Source organism: Candidatus Defluviilinea gracilis (assembly GCA_016716235.1).
Taxonomy (GTDB): Bacteria; Chloroflexota; Anaerolineae; order Anaerolineales; family Villigracilaceae; genus Defluviilinea; species Defluviilinea gracilis.
Genome location: JADJWS010000001.1, coordinates 747,362 through 763,839 on the forward strand (window position 1 = coordinate 747,362; position 16,478 = coordinate 763,839).

General features: G+C 53.3%; 16 protein-coding genes. 2 read left to right on the top strand and 14 right to left on the bottom strand.

The window, feature by feature from the left end:
* The 4 genes from IPM31_03525 to mraZ all read right to left on the bottom strand — a co-directional run bounded on the left by IPM31_03525 (position 1) and on the right by mraZ (position 3,694).
* Positions 1-1,737: a penicillin-binding protein 2 gene (locus tag IPM31_03525; GenBank protein ID MBK9006042.1), complete on the bottom strand. Its 1,737-nt coding sequence runs from the start codon at positions 1,735-1,737 to the stop codon at positions 1-3.
* Positions 1,734-2,204, bottom strand: a complete 471-nt coding sequence (locus tag IPM31_03530) for a hypothetical protein (protein MBK9006043.1) — start codon at positions 2,202-2,204, stop codon at positions 1,734-1,736. The genes IPM31_03525 and IPM31_03530 overlap by 4 nt, the downstream gene beginning before the upstream one ends.
* Positions 2,205-2,284: 80 nt before the next feature.
* Positions 2,285-3,205 carry a 16S rRNA (cytosine(1402)-N(4))-methyltransferase RsmH gene (rsmH, locus tag IPM31_03535; GenBank protein ID MBK9006044.1) on the bottom strand — a complete coding sequence of 307 codons (921 nt, stop codon included), beginning with the start codon at positions 3,203-3,205 and terminating at the stop codon, positions 2,285-2,287.
* 39 nt (positions 3,206-3,244) lie between these two features.
* Positions 3,245-3,694 carry a division/cell wall cluster transcriptional repressor MraZ gene (gene mraZ, locus IPM31_03540; GenBank protein MBK9006045.1) on the bottom strand — a complete coding sequence of 150 codons (450 nt, stop codon included), beginning with the start codon at positions 3,692-3,694 and terminating at the stop codon, positions 3,245-3,247.
* Between the two features lie 356 nt (positions 3,695-4,050).
* Here mraZ and IPM31_03545 point away from each other — a divergent pair, with 356 nt between their 5' ends.
* Positions 4,051-4,995, top strand: coding sequence for a class I SAM-dependent methyltransferase (locus tag IPM31_03545; protein MBK9006046.1), 945 nt, complete (start codon positions 4,051-4,053; stop codon positions 4,993-4,995).
* A gap of 23 nt (positions 4,996-5,018) precedes the next feature.
* A complete protein-coding gene (locus IPM31_03550) occupies positions 5,019-6,287 on the top strand; it encodes a hypothetical protein (GenBank protein MBK9006047.1) in 1,269 nt (422 codons plus the stop codon).
* 78 nt (positions 6,288-6,365) lie between these two features.
* Here the strand turns inward: IPM31_03550 and IPM31_03555 are convergent, their stop codons facing one another.
* From IPM31_03555 to IPM31_03600, 10 genes are all read right to left on the bottom strand, one after another.
* Positions 6,366-7,508, bottom strand: coding sequence for an ISAs1 family transposase (locus tag IPM31_03555; GenBank protein ID MBK9006048.1), 1,143 nt, complete (start codon positions 7,506-7,508; stop codon positions 6,366-6,368).
* Between the two features lie 537 nt (positions 7,509-8,045).
* On the bottom strand, positions 8,046-9,611 hold the full coding sequence (locus tag IPM31_03560; GenBank protein MBK9006049.1) for a hypothetical protein: 1,566 nt from the start codon (positions 9,609-9,611) through the stop codon (positions 8,046-8,048).
* Between the two features lie 80 nt (positions 9,612-9,691).
* The gene (gene ruvA / locus IPM31_03565; protein ID MBK9006050.1) at positions 9,692-10,267 is read right to left on the bottom strand and encodes a Holliday junction branch migration protein RuvA; all 576 of its coding nucleotides are present in this window, start codon (positions 10,265-10,267) and stop codon (positions 9,692-9,694) included.
* Positions 10,268-10,328: 61 nt separating this feature from the next.
* Positions 10,329-10,727, bottom strand: coding sequence for a GxxExxY protein (locus IPM31_03570; protein MBK9006051.1), 399 nt, complete (start codon positions 10,725-10,727; stop codon positions 10,329-10,331).
* A 54-nt stretch (positions 10,728-10,781) separates the two neighbouring features.
* A complete protein-coding gene (ruvC, locus tag IPM31_03575) occupies positions 10,782-11,261 on the bottom strand; it encodes a crossover junction endodeoxyribonuclease RuvC (protein MBK9006052.1) in 480 nt (159 codons plus the stop codon).
* Positions 11,262-11,301: 40 nt separating this feature from the next.
* Positions 11,302-12,054, bottom strand: coding sequence for a YebC/PmpR family DNA-binding transcriptional regulator (locus IPM31_03580; protein ID MBK9006053.1), 753 nt, complete (start codon positions 12,052-12,054; stop codon positions 11,302-11,304).
* 228 nt (positions 12,055-12,282) lie between these two features.
* A complete protein-coding gene (locus IPM31_03585) occupies positions 12,283-13,230 on the bottom strand; it encodes an SGNH/GDSL hydrolase family protein (protein MBK9006054.1) in 948 nt (315 codons plus the stop codon).
* Positions 13,231-13,236: 6 nt separating this feature from the next.
* Positions 13,237-14,337 carry an SGNH/GDSL hydrolase family protein gene (locus IPM31_03590; protein ID MBK9006055.1) on the bottom strand — a complete coding sequence of 367 codons (1,101 nt, stop codon included), beginning with the start codon at positions 14,335-14,337 and terminating at the stop codon, positions 13,237-13,239.
* An 85-nt stretch (positions 14,338-14,422) separates the two neighbouring features.
* Positions 14,423-15,841, bottom strand: coding sequence for an MBOAT family protein (locus IPM31_03595; protein MBK9006056.1), 1,419 nt, complete (start codon positions 15,839-15,841; stop codon positions 14,423-14,425).
* 181 nt (positions 15,842-16,022) lie between these two features.
* Complete coding sequence (locus IPM31_03600; protein ID MBK9006057.1) at positions 16,023-16,406, bottom strand: hypothetical protein; 384 nt, start codon at positions 16,404-16,406, stop codon at positions 16,023-16,025.
* Positions 16,407-16,478 lie beyond the last annotated feature (72 nt).

Consider the following 16,478-nt stretch of genomic DNA (forward strand, 5'->3'; position numbering starts at 1 on the left):
TTATTTTGAGGTGTGTTGCATCCGGACATTATCCGGCGGAATGTTGAGCAGGATGACGGTTTGTTCGGCAACTTTGGCAAACGTGGGCGCGGCGGTCTGCGATCCCCAAATCGAGGAGGTGGGCGCGTTTAACCACACGTAGATCATGAACTGCGGGTCATCCACAGGTCCCCAGCCAATGAAGGACGCGTTGGTAACGCTTGGGTCGTAACCGAAATCGGTGGGGATTTGCGCAGTGCCGGTCTTGCCAGCCACACGATAGCCGGACAATAACGCTTCGGAAGATTCAGCACTGAGCGATTGCGCCAGCATTTCGCTCAACGTGTGAGCGGTCTGGGCTGTGATGGGCGAGCCGCCGTATTGCGATGGGACGTTGTATTGATGCCCGTCGCGCAACATCGAATATAGGATGTGCGGCGTGACCATCCTGCCATCGTTGGCAATTGCGGAGGCGGCCATGAGCATCTGCAACGGCGTGGCAGTGACTCCCTGACCGAACGCGTTGGTGCCGAGGTCGACGTTGTACCAATCCGAGTCACCCGGTGTCTTTAGCCTGCCCATCGCTTCCCCTGCCAGGTCCACCCCGGTGGGGTGACCAAAACCGAACCGCTCCATGTATCCATAAAAAGTGGTGGGACCCATTTGGGTGGAGATCCATGCCATGCACACGTTCAACGAATGTTGCAAGCAACCGACCATGTTCTGTTCGCCCCAGGCTTCCTTATCCCAATTTTGGATGGTGAAGCCGCCCACTTGAATCGAGCCGGTGTCTACGTAGGTGGTTTCGGGTTTGACGAGGCCCGTATCCAGCGCGGCGGCCATGGTCAACACTTTCATCACGGAGCCGGGCTCGTATGCCGTCCCGATCGACCGGTTGTATTGGCTGCCGTCGTTATACAATGAAAAATAATTGGTGTAATTATTCAAATCCATGCGCGGCGTGGTAGACATGGCAAGGATCTCGCCATTGCGGGGATTCATCACCACGATGGCGCCGTTCTGCGCGCCGTATTCGATCAGCGCCTCATCGAGAATCGCTTCGACCCTGGCTTGCAAATCGCGGTTCAGGGTTAGGACGAGCGTTGTACCGTTGGGCACGCGAGGAATCGCTGTGGCTTTGTTCGGGTCGCGCGGCACCCATACCTGCACCGGGTTGCCCGCAAGCAAGTCGTTGTATTTTTCCTCGATACCGAAATACCCGCGTCCATCGCGGGTGACAAACCCCAGCACGTTGGAAGCCAGCGAAGTTTCCGGGTAACTGCGTTGGAAGTGCGGCTTGAAGGCAATACCCCGCAAGCGGAAATCCTTCGCCGTTTCCAATTGCTTGATCTGCGCCTGCAATGCGGCGACAATGTTCGCGTCTACGTAATCTTGAATAACCACATAAGACCAGGACTCCGGCGATTCGGTCAATTTCTTGAAGACATCCTCATACGTCAAGCCGAGGTATGTGCCGAGCGTAACCGCCAGCGCATCAGGGTCTTCCATATCAGACAGGCTCACTCCCACTTCGTATACTGTTCGATTGCCCGCCAGCAGATGACCGTTTCGATCATAAATCTCGCCGCGCTCCGGGTAGAACATGCGGAACTCGCCCGCGTACTGGTCGCCTTGCGAGAGAAAGATCGCCGCCTGTTCACTGTTCTGAATGCGGATCATCTGCACCAGAATTGCCAGCGCAACCAGCCCAAACCCGGCAATGAGCATCATCGAACGGAGGGCATACTGCCGTCTCATGGTTGCTTCGCCCCTCCAAATTTAATCTGTTCATCGAACCATTCGATCAACGATTGTGTGTATGCCTCGGGGATGATCCGCTCAGGGCTGGTCACATCCTCTGCCGCGAGCAGGATCGATGGCTCCGGCGCAAGATAACCCGACACAGCCACATATTCCAACTCGCCGGGCTTCACCGGGCGGTAGCCAAGCGCAAAAGCGCGTTGTTGCATCACCACTGTAGAAGTAAGGTCGGCAAGTTGGGTTTCGAGGTCGGCATTGGCGCGTTGCATGGAAGTAATCTCGACGCGCAATTCCTGAATCTCGCGCCCGGTCACTGCCGCGCGCGCGGTCACCGTGAGGTAAAGCGCGGCAACCATCGAAGCGCCGATCACGAAAAGCAAAAACGCGCCCGCGTACTGGCGTTGAATACGCCACGGGGCTTGTTTGTGCGCATGGACGATCTGTTGTGTAGCCTGTGCTTGCATAACGACCTTTATATTTGGGCGATTGGTCGCGTAGTAACGACTTACTCTAAAGAGTGCTTTGCGAAGTCGTTATTACATTTCTAAAGTTTTTCGGCAATGCGAAGTTTCGCACTGCGCGCTCTCGGATTGTTTTTCGTTTCTTCTTCCGAGGGCAGGATCGGTTTTCGGTTTACCTCTTTGATCGTCGCCTTGCGTTCCACTTCATATATCTTTTCGTAAGGCGGATTAATCAGGTCTTTGCTTTGTTCTCTAAAAAAATCTTTGACGATTCGATCTTCCAATGAGTGGAAGGAGATCACTGCGAGTCTGCCTCCGACGTGGAGGCTGGTTACTGCTTGCGGGAGCGTTTTCGCCACCGACGCCAACTCGTCGTTCACCGCGATGCGCAAGGCTTGGAAAGTTTTCGTCGCGGGGTGGAGACGATTCCCTTTACGGGGGGAAACGGCTTCGATAACTGCGACCAGCTGTCCCGTCGTATGAAGCGGTCTGGCTTTCACAATGGCTCGCGCGAGTTTGCGAGAGTCGCGTTCTTCGCCGTATTCGTACAGCACATCCGCTAGTTCGCTTTCGGAATAGGTGTTGACGATGTCTGCCGCGGTCTGCAACGCGCTGGGACCAAATCGCATGTCGAGCGGAGCGTCGTGTTGAAACGAGAAGCCGCGCTCGGGCGTATCGAATTGCATGGATGACGCGCCGAGGTCGAGGACGATGCCGTCCACCGAATCCCATTGAAGGTTTTTCAGTTGGGCGGCGAGCGTCGTGTAGGAGGCTTGCGCCAGATGGATGCGATGTTCGTAAGGAGCCAAGGTCTTACGAGCGATCGCCAACGCCTGCGGGTCTACGTCGAGACCCAACAGTTGCCCATCTGGCGCAGATGCCTCCAAAATTCCGCGAGCGTGACCGCCCGCGCCGAGTGTCCCATCCACATAGCGCCCTCCGCGACGAGGTTGCAACGAGTGTATAATCTCTTGGTAAAGTACAGGTTGATGCGATGTGTTCATCGTAGTAACGACTTTAGTCGTTGACGACTGAAGTCGTCACTACGAGGTATTGTTCTTTGAAAGATCAAGCGTGGCGAAGCGTTGTTGGTTCGCTTCCACATCCTGCAAGTTATCCATTTGCGATTTCCAATCGGCAGGAGTCCACACTTCGAAGTAATCGCCCTGCCCCGCCACAGTGAGTTCGCCGCTTGAAACGCCGAGGAACTCGCGCAAATTCTGCGGGACGAGGATACGCCCGACTTTATCCACTTCAACGGGATATGCGTTCGAGAGGATGAGTCGGCGCAACATGCGGGCAGAGGCGTCTGCCATGTTCATGTTGTTGATGCGTTCGTACACTTCTTTGAAGTACGCATCGGTCATCACCATCAGGCATTTGTCGAATCCTTGGGTGATGAACGCGCCAGCCGCCAGCAAGTCGCGATAACGCGCCGGGATCATCAGGCGCCCTTTGTCATCGAGATTGTGCTGGAACTGACTGAGGAACATTTGTGCTATTTATCCTTTAATCGGTGAACGCCGGGGATGCCGGCGTTCCTACCACTTCGTACCACTTTTTCCCACATTATACGCTTTTCAAGGGAAAAATCAAGGTTTTGTAACTTGTTTGTTAAGTCCCTCTGTTGTCCTATGGGGGTAATTGGTAAGTGGTAATTGGTAATTTTGGAGATTAGAGATTGGAGATTGGAGACTGTGGTGGATCGGGAAAGAGGATTGGAGAATTAGAGAATTCATTTACCTTGCTGGGATTCGATTGCTGTAACGCGACATTCATGTCGCCCTTGCCTGAGATATTACATCCTCTACCGGGTAACGTAATTTGTAATTGAAGGATTTGAGAATTGTTGAATTCATTTACATTGCTTGAAGCCACTAAATGGAAAGATTACGCCCTGCTCGATAGCGGCGATGGGTTGAAGTTGGAACGCTTCGGCAAATATGTTTTTGTACGACCCGAGTCGCAGGCGATGTGGAAGCGCGCGCTAACCTCCGAGTGGAAGAACGCGGATGCGGTGTTCATTTCCACAGGCGAGGAAAGCGGCGGGCATTGGGATGTCAAAACGAAAGTGGATGAGAAATGGGAGATGAACTATCCACTCCCCCGCTTCGACTACGGCGCTGACAAGCACAGCGCCTCCGCTCAGCGCGAATTAAAATTTAAAGTGATGACAACTCCAGGGCGGCATCTTGGGGTCTTCCCTGAAGTCGCTTCGCATTGGGATTGGTTCAGCGAATTAATTAGCCACAGAGTTCTCAGAGAAAATAGAGAAACGAACGTTTTAAATTTATTCGGCTACACAGGGTTGGCGACGCTCGCCGCCGCGTCGGCTGGCGCAAAAGTGACTCACGTGGACGCGTCGAAAAAGTCCGTGAGTTGGGCGCGGGAGAATCAGGCGTTATCGGGGTTGAGCGACGCGCCTATCCGCTGGATCGTGGATGACGCGTTGAAGTTCGTGCAACGTGAAGCGCGACGCGGCGTGAAATATGACGGCATCATTTTAGATCCTCCCAAATTCGGGCGCGGACCGAAAGGCGAAGTGTGGGAAGTGTATAAGTCCCTACCGAATCTGTTGGAAACCTGCCGGGAATGTCTAAGTGAAAATCCACTGTTCGTTGTCACAACAATTTACGCGGTGCGCGCGTCGGCAGTCCACGTGGCGCAGGCGATGGACGATATGATGAAGGGGTTTCGTGGGAAAATCGAAATGGGTGAACTGGTCACGCGCGAGCAAAGCGCGGGGCGGTTATTGTCGCAGGCGGTGTATGCGAGGTGGAGTTCGGACGATTGACCATTGACAATGGACGATGAACCATGAAAAAATTCTTGCTCGTTTCTCTGATTGTTTTCTTCACGGCTTGTACCAACGCAACACCTACGCCGACTATTCAGACTTTCACAGAAACAGTTGCTGTTGCTACGCTAAATCCTGCCACTGAAACTCCAACGGCGACAGAGACAGAAACCGCAATCCCCGAAACCGCAGAGCAAAAAGCAGCGCGTGAACTCACCGAAGCGGTTGCCGCGGGTCTGCGCACAAACAATCCCGATACGTGGACGGGGCAGTACGCCACGTATGCCCAGTGGTATAAAAACGCAAGCAACCCAGACATAGTGTCCGACGCGCAGTTAAATGAACTGAATACGTTTATGCAGAACGGGCGTAAAGCCGACCAGTTACGGTACTTCTCCGAAAATCCCGATAATGCAAAAATCATTCTGACTGACTTTCTGGTGCAGTTTGTGCCGGGAAGTATCACCCGCGAAGCCGCAGCGAATATGTCCGTAGCGGATTTGGAAAATTTGGCGTACTCCCAGAACGAGTACCTGCGGCAGTTTCTGGAACTGCGCTACCACGCCCTCACTGGTGAAGAAACGTTATTTGCTCCCAAAGAGATCAAGGACAACGAGACAAACCCAAAAAGCTGTCCTTTATTTCACCGGACGGGAGAGCCCGGCAATCCGGTGTGGAATGGATTTTATGGTATGTGGGTAAATAACGCGCCAACGTTTTTAAAGAACGCAGAATCGCTCACTAACGATGAAATTGTCTTTCACCATGATATGTTTGGCCGGCAGACAGAGCGATGTGGGTTTTTGGCAGGCGACGATATTGCAGCCGACTTTATGGGATATGGCAAAAAAAGTGGCAGTGACGGGATTTACTATACGCATTGGCTGGTAAAAGACGCGAAAGGTGTTCCATTTTTACATACCTACCTCGTCGTAACGGATCCAAATTATGCGATTTCTATTCCAACGGGTAGTCATGTGCTTGGCAGTTTCAACGGGTTGGACACAGTAGATTCAGGTAGCATACATCGCGATATTTCATTAACCACGGGATTCGCGTATATAAACGGAAATAACCGCCAGCAGTTGACGTTAGATATACTGAAACAGTTTCATACCTGGCCTCCGGGGATTGTTAAAATTGAGTCTGGTAGCATATCCATGCCCGGCGGCGGGAATGCAAATCAGTTTTTTGATCCGGAGACCGGGCTGATGATCATAGGGTCTGAGGTCGGAGCATCTTTTAATGGTTTCCTCTATTTTGGTACCGATGTAAACCCCTGGCCCTAGCCGATTGTATTTTCCTCTAGTATATATTACAACAGTATATAGCCTATGAAGCGAGCTATACTCGTAGGGCAATCGCATCTAAATCGGTGAGGCGAGGACTTTGAGGAGGTAATCCTGGTTCCAAGCGGCTTGGAGTTGCTTGGCATGCATACCGCCTTTGGCGGTTTTCTCCTGTTTGAGCAGATTGAGCGCAATGTGGCGAAGGACGGCGAAGTTTTCAGGAGCTTGATCTTTACGCACACGACTATGGTCTTCCCGCAAAGCCACATCCAAGACCCAGTGCAGTTCATTTTCAATCGCCCAGTGTCTGCGCACCAGATGTAACAATCGTTTCGGGTGACTGGGCAGGCTGGAGATATAGTAGCGTACTGTTTTGGTTTCCTTGCCAGCCACGTTCCGCGTGCACACGAGCATGACAATGCTTTGCAGACCAGGCCAGTTTTCTTTGTTACGAATCAAGTTTAGATAGGCAGGATCAGAGGTACTCCAGCATTCTCGAATTTCTATGCGCCCATGTCCCTTATTCGCTGTCTTGTCATAGTCCAGGGAAGCATATTTGAAGTTGTGGGCTTGATCGACCGCAAACACGACCGAAATATCTTCAAACAGACGCCCCTGGTTCTCTTTCACACTCAAAACATAATCTGCCTGAGCTGCGACGATGGTTTGGGCAATATTGGTTTGGGTTCCTATGGCATCTATGGTCACAATACAGCCTGCAAGCGCCAGAATCTTGAGTAATTCGGGGATGGCGGTGATCTCGTTCGACTTTTCGTCCACTTTACGCTGTCCCAGAACAATCTCGTTTTCTTCCGCCCAAGCGCTGACCATATAAATGGCTCGTTTGCCCAGTAGCCGATCCTGCGAGCCACCCAAACGCTTCCCATCAATATTGATGATTTGCCCTGGGATGATCTCATTGACTGCCCAGACCCATTCGTAAAACGCCAACTGGAACTGTTGGGCATCCAACTTCGAGAAGACCCGACCAAAAGTGTCATGCGACGGGATACCATTCGGCAATTCAAGAAACGTGCTCAGCCAGACTATCTTGCTATGCCCAAAATGCTCAATGTCCGTCCAGCCTTCCGCTCCACAGATCACCGCACATATGGCGATGCTGATCAAATCTATGAGTTTATGTTCCTTCGTTCGATCCACCCGCGGATCGCTCACTTTGCTAAAATGCTCGGCGATCGCCTCCAATGGCTTCTTTGTCATGGCTACCTCCTTCAAGATAGCCCTTTTTTACCTCAATTTAGATGCAATCGCCCTAGCTATACTCGTCGTTTTGATTGGTTTGTTTTGTTTTCTGCTTGTGCCGCTGGGCGGCATACAGGCGCAATATGCAAATGATTGTTCGTGTTTAGGTAACGGAAATTGCTCAGATTCGGGTCCGGGAGGTGGTTATTGTTTTACTGGCGAAGTATTGGCTTGCGGAAACCAGTGTCCGCCTGGGTATAAAAATGTGGAAATGATGTGCTCTAATGCTATACCACAAAGCTGTGGAGGCAAGTGTGTTTTGGAACAAAGTTGTGTGACGGGATTTTGTCAGGGAGGGACATGTACGGACGTAGATGGGGATTTTTTGTGCGGGTCCGGAGGATGTGGCCCATGCTCCAGATTTGTGCGGGAGACTATATGCGGTGTTCCGGGCAGTCAGTGTCAAGTGTGGTGTTCTGCTGACGAAACCTGCGGCGCGGGGTGCGGTGGCGGCGGGGGGACAATAGACGATGGAAAACAGACCATAGACGATGGTCAATGACCTTTGGTCAACCGCCTCGCCTCCAACATCCTCAACCACTCCAACGGCTTTTCCCACCTCACGCGCGGATTGACATTGAACAAGTTATCAGGGCGATCCCATTTCGGTCCCGGCGGACCCGACTCATCGCTCAACGCGCTTTTCACTCCCCATAGTCCTTTGTAGTTCATCCAATCCGGTTCGGGATTCAACACCGCGCGCCGCCATTCTTTTACAGTTGGGCGAGTCGTTTTACGGTCCGACATGACGCGCTTGAGATAACTGGTGGATTTGACCACAGGCTCGCGCAAGTTTTCGCCTTGATAGCCGATGCGGAATCCATCGCCCGAAGCGATCTCCATTGGCAGGCTGACCACGTAATGATCCGCTTCATCGCGCATGGAAATGAAGGCGTCTTCGGCAAGGATTTTCGTGTGGGAGGCGATCAACTCTTTGAGCGCGATCTGACGCGCTTTTTGGCTGGGGTTGAAGAGCAGGAAGAGGTAGTGGATCAAGCCGTCCGTCCAATAAAGGAAGCGTTGCGCGCGTCCCGCTTCGTATAAATTTGAAGAACGGATCACCTCAGGCTTGCTGTAGTTGGCATGCGATCCCAACGCCACGTAGACGACGGGATGGGTCGTGTCCTTGTCGTTTTTATCCTTTGCTTTGATGACCTTTTCCCACAATTCGATGTTGCCCGCGCCGTGTTGCGAATATAAAACGGCATAGGGCGAATCGTTTTTGAGGTAGACCGCCGTCATCTCCCAATCGCCCTCGTGATGATTGATCCCGTTCGCGGCGAGACGCCAATCGTTGAACGCGTAGAAAAAATGATATTGTAGGATCGTCCAGTTGTTCCCCTCCGCATCCTGCTCGCGCGCGACGCGACCGTAATACACAGGCTGTTGATCCTTCTCCAAAATTTTTGCATACTCGAAATACGATTTGCGCGCGATGGTCTCAGTGGCGAGCGAGAGCATGTCCATGATGAGACCGGGTCCCTCAGGAAGAATGTGATCGAAGATGAATTTCATCGTGCGGATGGAAAGATAGAAGAGCAGGATCAAATAGATAGGCAACAGCACGAGATATTCAACCGCGACGCTCATGTATTCGCTGGGGTGAAGAAAAAACCAGATCGGCGCGACCATCAGCGCGGTGAAAAGCAACACAGCGAACGCGGCGGGGATGATGCGCCATCGGATGGTTGAAGCCAGCATGAAAAGGATCAACGCGGCGATCAGCGCGAGCGCGAACGCAATTTCCACGCCCGCCCAACCGAAGAAATAATATCCCGCGCCCATTGCAAGAGCCGATGAAACTCCCAGCCATACCCACGCATCGGAGTCGTAAAGCGGCTCATTGATGAAGCGCAAAAAATATTGTCCGCCTTCGAGTTTGCCGATAAACGTTGCAAGCGGTTCATTTAAATGGAAGAGCAACCCCGCCGCGCCGAGCGGTCCGCTGGGCAGGATGCTGCAACGTTCAAGATAATGCTCCACCGCCATCGGGAAAAATCGTTCGCTCTTTGCGAAACGCAAAACAGGTTCGTATGTTTCGAGGAGATCGTGGTCGTTCATTTTGGCAGGCTCTCTGCGCCGTCCTCGGCGCAGGATAAATTTAAAAAACGCCGCCGGGGACGGCGGCTTGAGCAAACTTGTTATTGAAAATACTGCAACGCGATCCTCAGACGTTCTTCCGCGTCTTTGCTCGCGTCTTTCGGGATGGATTGAATGGCAGACTGCGCCTCGACAACGGAATAGCCCAACGCAGTCAGCGCGGCGAGGACTTCCGAATCCGCGTCGGACATCAGGGCAACCTGCTTCAAGCCATCGAGCGGTTTCAACTTGTCTTTGAGATGAAGAGCCATCTTCTGCGCGGTCTTTTTGCCCACCCCCGGCACGCGACTCAACAACTCGGCTTCATCGGCGAAGATCGCGCGTTGGATCGCATCGAGAGTCATCGTTGACAAAACGGACAACGCGACCTTGGGACCAACCCCGTCCACGCCGAGAAGCATGTTGAACAAATCCCTGTCGGCTTGCGATTCGAATCCGTACAACGTCAACGCGTCTTCGCGAACGACAAGATGCGTGAACAAGTACGCCGTCTCGCCAGTCTTGACGCGCATCCGCAACGGCGCGGGGACAAAGACACGCAACCCCACGCCCCCCACTTCGACGATGAGGGATGTCTCTTCGATTTGCGCTATTTCTCCACGGAGGGTTGAGATCATGGGGCTAATTTAACCACAGATGAACACAGATGTACACAGATGGGTTGATAAACGAGTTGAATTAAGGCTGTGGAGTCTTCCAATAGACGGAGGGGAGAAGCCGCTTGATTTCGATCTTCGATCTGCCAAAGTTGATAAGCAAACAGACGTCTGCTCCCGTTGCCCGCAGGTAGTTCAAGGCTTGGGCGGTATGCTCTTGCGTTAACATAGATACAGCCTTCAATTCGACCAGAACTCTTTTCTCAACAAATAAGTCGGCAAAGAACTCACCTACGACAACTCCGTCAAACATGACTTTAATTGGAAATTGTTGCTCAACCCCCAATCCTGTTTTTCGCGTTGCACGCACCAAAGCATTCTCATAAACTTTTTCAACAAAGCCTATGCCAAGCGTATTGCTGACCTCATACGCGCAACCTATGATTCTTGCGGTAATTTCATTCACTTCTTGTGGAGGCATCACAATCTCCTTTCATCCAAACCCAATTGTTCATCCGCGTTCATCTGTGGTGAATTAATATCTCTTCGTATTCAAATGCGTGATGGCAATTGCCAGCGCGTCGGCGGCGTCATCGGGTTTGGGGATGGAGTCGAGTTGCAAGAGAGCGCGTACCATTTCTTGCACTTGTCGCTTCTCCGCAGAGCCGTATCCTGCGACGGCTTGTTTCACTTCTTTGGGAGTGTATTCAAAAATTTCGATCCCCGCTTGTTCGAGCGCGAGTAACACAACTCCGCGCGCCTGACCGACGGCGATGCCAGTCGTCACGTTACGGGCAAAGAATAATTTTTCTACGGCAGAGGTATCGGGCTTGTGTTGTTTGATGATTTTTCGCAGGTTGGTATACAACATCTCCAGCCGGGCAGACGGGGTTGCGTCTTTGGGGGTGGTGATAATGCCGAAGGAAACTGCGACCAGTTCCCCGTCGGGCATGAGGCGCGCGAGTCCGTATCCAGTGGTGGCGGTGCCGGGGTCAATTCCAAGTGCGAGGGTCATTATAAAAGTAACGCCGACTTAAGTCGGCGCTACAAAAAAATCAAGCGGCTTCGAGCGCGGCGAGGGCTTCGTCTGAAATTTTGACGTTGTGGAAAACGTCTTGCACGTCGTCGAGTTCCTCGATGGTCTCGACCATCTTCATGAACTTCAACGTGGCTTCCACATCGAGTTCCACTTCCTGTTTGGCGACCATGCGCAAGCCCGATTCGTCCGGCTGGACTTTGGCTTGATGCAATGCGTCGGCGATGGTTTTGAACGATTCGACGGGCGAATAAATTTCGATGGTATCGCCGCCGTCGATGACATCGTCTGCGCCCGCGTTGACGCCCAACTCGAAGGCTTTGTCGAACGATAACTGACTGGCGGGAAATTCAAAATAGGCTTTGCGATCGAATTGCCATGCCACCGCGCCGGGCTCTGCCATGTTGCCGCCCGATTTGCTAAACGCGTGGCGCATATCGGGGACGGTGCGATTGCGATTATCGGTGACGCAAGTGACCATCAACGCCGAGCCGTGCGGACCGTAGCCCTCGAAAGTGACCTCTTCAAAGACGGCTCCGTCTTTGTCTTCGCCCGAACCTTTTTTGATGGCGCGTTCGATATTATCTTTGGGCATGTTTTCAGCGCGGGCTTTATCCACTGCCAGCCTGAGGCGGAAGTTAGAATCGGGATCGCCGCCTTCGCGCGCCGCGATGGAAATTTCTCTGGCGAGCCGCGTGAAGATCGCGCCTCGTTTGGCGTCTGCCGCGCCCTTTTTGCGTTTGATGGTAGACCACTTGGAATGACCGGACATGTCTTGTCTTGCTCCTTGCTGTAAACCCACTGTTCAGTGGAAAATTTGTGTTTTCAAAATTATATCACTCACCTTACGCAGAACGTCCCGAAGGTTTCCTTGAAATAGGGCAATCTCACCGATTCCCTTACACTTTCAAAATTGGGACGCTGATTCACGCTGAAAACGCGGATTTTTTTCCTTAGGAGTAGCGGACAAAATCCTCATTCTGCGTAAGTCCTGATCCGGTTACTTTTCCTTCAACGCATTATGCACGGCATCGAGCGACTGCAACGCGGTGAGGTTGCGCCAGGGCCAGGCATTTTCCATGCGCTTCGGGTCGTCGAAAAAGTTGCGCGCAAACGTGAGATGGAAGCGGTCATCGCTCAATCCCTGATCGGGCAGAGGCTGAACCGCCGCCCAATAATTCCACAAGGGAATCTCGTATTCGTAGGCGAGTTGGGCGATGGCGTTATTGATGGCGTGATCGCCTTCGAGGTTATCGGCTTTGGTGGCGATGATCGGCACCGCGCCGAACTCGATGATGCGGTCCAACACTTTGCGCATGTATTTGTCGTATTCCTCGGCGGGTTTTTGCGACCACCATGTTTCCATGCTGACGAAGACGATGGACGGTTTCCACGTCCGCAATTCGCAATCGAGCGGGGATTCTCCAGCTTTGCAAGACTTGGGGTCGGCGCGCAACGGCGAGATGACTGCCGCGGCGTTGAACCCTCCCTTCACCGCCAGGCTCACGCGCGAGAATGAACCCTGATAATACTCGATCGTCGGCTGGAGGTAGGCGTACTCGCTCCCGAGGCTGTACTCGTTCGGGTTGTCGAACGCGGAGAGAAAATACGATGAAACATTCTGGCAATCGCCGATGATGGCGAAGCGGGCGGGGTCGTTGCCGTTTTCGATTCCGCGTTGATAGACGGCGCGCATCGCATCGCTGACTCCCATGGGGACGACCGGCAGATCCATGAACGCGTCTTTCTCCAGGGGAGGCATGGGTGTGCCAGTGGCGGCGGGAGTCGCCGGGGGGGCGGTCACAGCCGCCACCGTGGGAGCAACCTCACTGGGAGGTTGAAGCGGGGCATCCGTCGCGGTAACACGCTCAGCGGGAGTCCCTCTGCCAGACGAACAGGCGGCGAGGAGCGAAGTCAACAAGAGTGTGAAAAGCAGTTTTTGTTTCATTGATTCCTATTTGCAAAAATTTTGAATGGATGCGCCGATCTTTTCGGCAAGCATCGATTCGCCAAAGGGCGTGAGGTGCACGCCGCTGTTGGTGAATTCGGTCATTGGGACGAGGTCCCACAGGTCTATGTAGGGATAGCCTTGCGCGGAGGCGTGTTCGGCGAGCGCGGCGCGGTACTCGTCGAATGCCCAGCGCGGGTAGAAAAAATTATAGCGGATGTCTGAGTTGACGCCGTTGCTGATGAGGATCGGTTCGTTCACGAGGAGGGTCGGCGCGCCGGCGGCGTTCATGCCGGCGTCGAGGATTTCGAACGAAAGTTTGCCCTGTAATGTTTCAGCGGGTTTGATGCCGTGGAATTCATCGTCCTTTTCGTAATCAAGTTGCGCGGGTTCGTAGGATTCGGGGTAGAACTGATCCACGCCAGTGGATGCCCACATCGCGCCGTACAGTTGCAAGCGGATGAGATCCGCAATCTCTTTGCGGCGGTTAATCAGCGTTTGGTCCCACACGGTGGGGTGGTTCAGCGCCGGGTCGTTGGGATCGAGATGCAATTGGTATTTGGCGATTAATTTTTTCACGCGTCCGGGGCTGTTGGCAACGAGCGGCGCGGTGAGTTGTTTCTCTTGCGGGAACGATTCCAGCGTTGTGAGCCAGACGACCATGTCGGGTTGATATTGCAATGCCTCGTCGAGGATCATCAGCTCTTGCAAGAGCGAGATGTATGGATAGCCGAGGTTGTAGGCATGGAGGGTCTTTCCGCAGGCTGAGATATTTTGTGAGTTCAACTGTCCCGCGAGGTTTTGTTCGGGGGTGAGCAACGTGCCCCACACGGATGAGTCGCCGATGAGCAGGACGCGGAATTCGTCGTCCGCTTTGGGTGTGCCGGCGAGAACATGCGCGGCAAACATGGCATCGAGATTGAACAGGCTGAGGTTGTATCCGCGTTGGTTTTCGCCGAAGGGAAAACGCTCGCGCCCTGGGAAGATTTTGTTGTAGAGCGAGAGTTTGCCGAGAGGAATGTTATTTGTAAAGATGAACGCAAAATTGAGCAACACAAAGAGGAGTGTTGTTTTGAGGAGGAGGGGGAAGAGGCGAGGGGTAGGCATAAGAGCAAATCGGCAAAAGAGCAAGTCGGCAAATTAGTAAATTAGTAAAAGAGCAAGCGATCGGTAACCAGAAATCGGTGGGTGGTTAGGTGAACCCAAATAGTTTCATTAGCACGCGGAATGATAACTCGGGCGAACTCAGCGCGAAGAAGACCCAGCCGAGCGCGACGAAGTGGAAGGCGAGCAAGACGCCGCCGATATGCAAGGCTGTTTGCATGCGCGGATTAGTAACCGCAATACGAGTCTTTGTGAAATCGCTCCAGCGGTTTTGGAGGAAGAGTCCAAAACCGTGCCAGGCGCCCCAGAGCATGAAGTTCATGGTAACGCCGTGCCATAAGCCGATGATGAGCATCGTGGCAAGCTGACCGGCGAGGAGCATCGCCCATGTGGGCAGGGATTTGTAGCCGCGAATCCAGCGGTTGAAGGGGTTGAAAAAGTAGGCGCGAATCCATTGCGTCAAGGTAATATGCCACGAGTTCCAAAATTGCGCGAGGTTGGGTTTGGTATACGGCGAGGTGAAGTTTTCAGGGAGTTTGACGCCCGCGAGACGCGCAACGCCAATGGCAATATCGGTGTAGCCGCTGAAATCGAAATAGATCTGGAAGGCATAGGCGTAGAGGTGGAACCACAGCCAGCCTGTTGTGTGAGCTTGCGCCGCGAGCGCGTCGTTGAGCGCCAGTAACGCCAGCGTGTCGGCGATGACGAATTTTTTGAACAAACCAGCCACGATCCGTTGACCCGCCAGCAAAGTTTCATCTTGTGTGAGGCGAAATTCCGCGCGCAGGTCTCCGGCGAACCGTTCGGCGCGGTCGATGGGACCGGCGGACAACGAGGGGAAGAAAACGACGTAGGTTGCAAACTCCGGTAGTGACAGTTCGGGCAGGCGTCCCGTTTGTTTATCGCGCAAAACATGGATGAGACGGAAAGAAATGTATGAAAACCCGAGCCAGCGCAAGTCCAACGCGGAGGCAGTGTCGAGGGGGCGGTTGGTCAACGCGCGGAAGAAGATGCTGGCTTGAAGAGAGAGAAACGGGGATTTGAGAATTAGGAGAAGTATGATGAGCGAGATAATTGCGAGAGAGAAGGTGAAGGCAAGTCGACGCGAGAGAATTGTTGATGTCGCAACGGCAAATGCGGCAACCACAAAAAAGCCGATAACAATGATGAGTCTCGGCGCAGTCGTTGTTGTAAGGATAGGGTTGGGGAAAATGTACCGCGTGAGGTCGACGAGGACGATCATGCCGATGAGGACGGCAAGCCCGATAAGGTTCTGGCGAGATTTCCACGCGCCGGCAGTGGAGGTGATGAACCAAACGATTACGACAAGGAAAATCGAAAGCGAGGGAATCCAAAAGTCGAAGGAACGGAGCGGCACGGCGGGCTGGAACCAAAAGAGGGCGAGCGCGCTGAGGGCGAGGAGAAAATATCCACGCGCCGCGCCGCGCGCCCACAGGCCGACCAGCAACGCGGTCAGGATCGAAGCGCCGATCTGTGTCAGTCCCATAAAGAAAAGTCGTCCCGCAGGTTAAATAGTCGCATCATCATCCGCGCAGAATCCTGCGGGATGTTCTTAACTCACCTTGCGCAATAGCCACGGAGTCGCAGAGACATTGAGAAAATCCCTTTATTGTTTCTCCGCGACTCCGCGTTTCTATGGTTGGATTACGTACCATCAGTTCTTGAGTCTATTGCTTGCCGCAGACCAGCCACTCGCCGCTTTCTTCCACGACTTGATAGGTGACGAGCGAAAGGTCAAGGTTCTGGTCTTCGTTGTTGTAGGTGAGCACGATACTGCCGGCGCAATCCACGAGGGCGAAGTTGCCGTCGGTTCCCGTTTGCGAACAGGCCGCGTTCTCGAGCCGCGCGTTAACCGCTTGCAGTGAGTCGAGTTCGATGAGCGCGTCCTCCTCCCAGTCGCCGCAGACGAGCGTGGGAAGACGAGCCGCGTCTTTGGCGACGAGCGCGTTCAGGTAATTTTCAACCGCCTTTGCGGGCGCGTCGGAGGCGGATGGAGCGCAGGCAGTGAGCAGGATGTTGGCAAGCAACAGAGTGAATAAAATTTTTCGCACAGAGACTCCTTTGGAATTTGTGGCGGGATTATAAAACAGGAGGGATGAATGATGAAGGACAATTGATGAAAA

Excerpts from the sequence above, each read along its gene's own strand:
- IPM31_03595 (MBK9006056.1), bottom strand. The coding sequence starts at position 15,841 with ATGGGACTGACACAGATCGGCGCTTCGATCCTGACCGCGTTGCTGGTC.
- IPM31_03580 (MBK9006053.1), bottom strand. The coding sequence starts at position 12,054 with ATGTCCGGTCATTCCAAGTGGTCTACCATCAAACGCAAAAAGGGCGCG.
- rsmH (MBK9006044.1), bottom strand. The coding sequence starts at position 3,205 with ATGAACACATCGCATCAACCTGTACTTTACCAAGAGATTATACACTCG.
- IPM31_03525 (MBK9006042.1), bottom strand. The coding sequence starts at position 1,737 with ATGAGACGGCAGTATGCCCTCCGTTCGATGATGCTCATTGCCGGGTTT.
- IPM31_03585 (MBK9006054.1), bottom strand. The coding sequence starts at position 13,230 with ATGAAACAAAAACTGCTTTTCACACTCTTGTTGACTTCGCTCCTCGCC.
- IPM31_03570 (MBK9006051.1), bottom strand. The coding sequence starts at position 10,727 with ATGCCTCCACAAGAAGTGAATGAAATTACCGCAAGAATCATAGGTTGC.
- IPM31_03550 (MBK9006047.1), top strand. The coding sequence starts at position 5,019 with ATGAAAAAATTCTTGCTCGTTTCTCTGATTGTTTTCTTCACGGCTTGT.
- IPM31_03560 (MBK9006049.1), bottom strand. The coding sequence starts at position 9,611 with ATGAACGACCACGATCTCCTCGAAACATACGAACCTGTTTTGCGTTTC.
- mraZ (MBK9006045.1), bottom strand. The coding sequence starts at position 3,694 with ATGTTCCTCAGTCAGTTCCAGCACAATCTCGATGACAAAGGGCGCCTG.
- ruvC (MBK9006052.1), bottom strand. The coding sequence starts at position 11,261 with ATGACCCTCGCACTTGGAATTGACCCCGGCACCGCCACCACTGGATAC.
- IPM31_03590 (MBK9006055.1), bottom strand. The coding sequence starts at position 14,337 with ATGCCTACCCCTCGCCTCTTCCCCCTCCTCCTCAAAACAACACTCCTC.
- ruvA (MBK9006050.1), bottom strand. The coding sequence starts at position 10,267 with ATGATCTCAACCCTCCGTGGAGAAATAGCGCAAATCGAAGAGACATCC.
- IPM31_03555 (MBK9006048.1), bottom strand. The coding sequence starts at position 7,508 with ATGACAAAGAAGCCATTGGAGGCGATCGCCGAGCATTTTAGCAAAGTG.
- IPM31_03530 (MBK9006043.1), bottom strand. The coding sequence starts at position 2,204 with ATGCAAGCACAGGCTACACAACAGATCGTCCATGCGCACAAACAAGCC.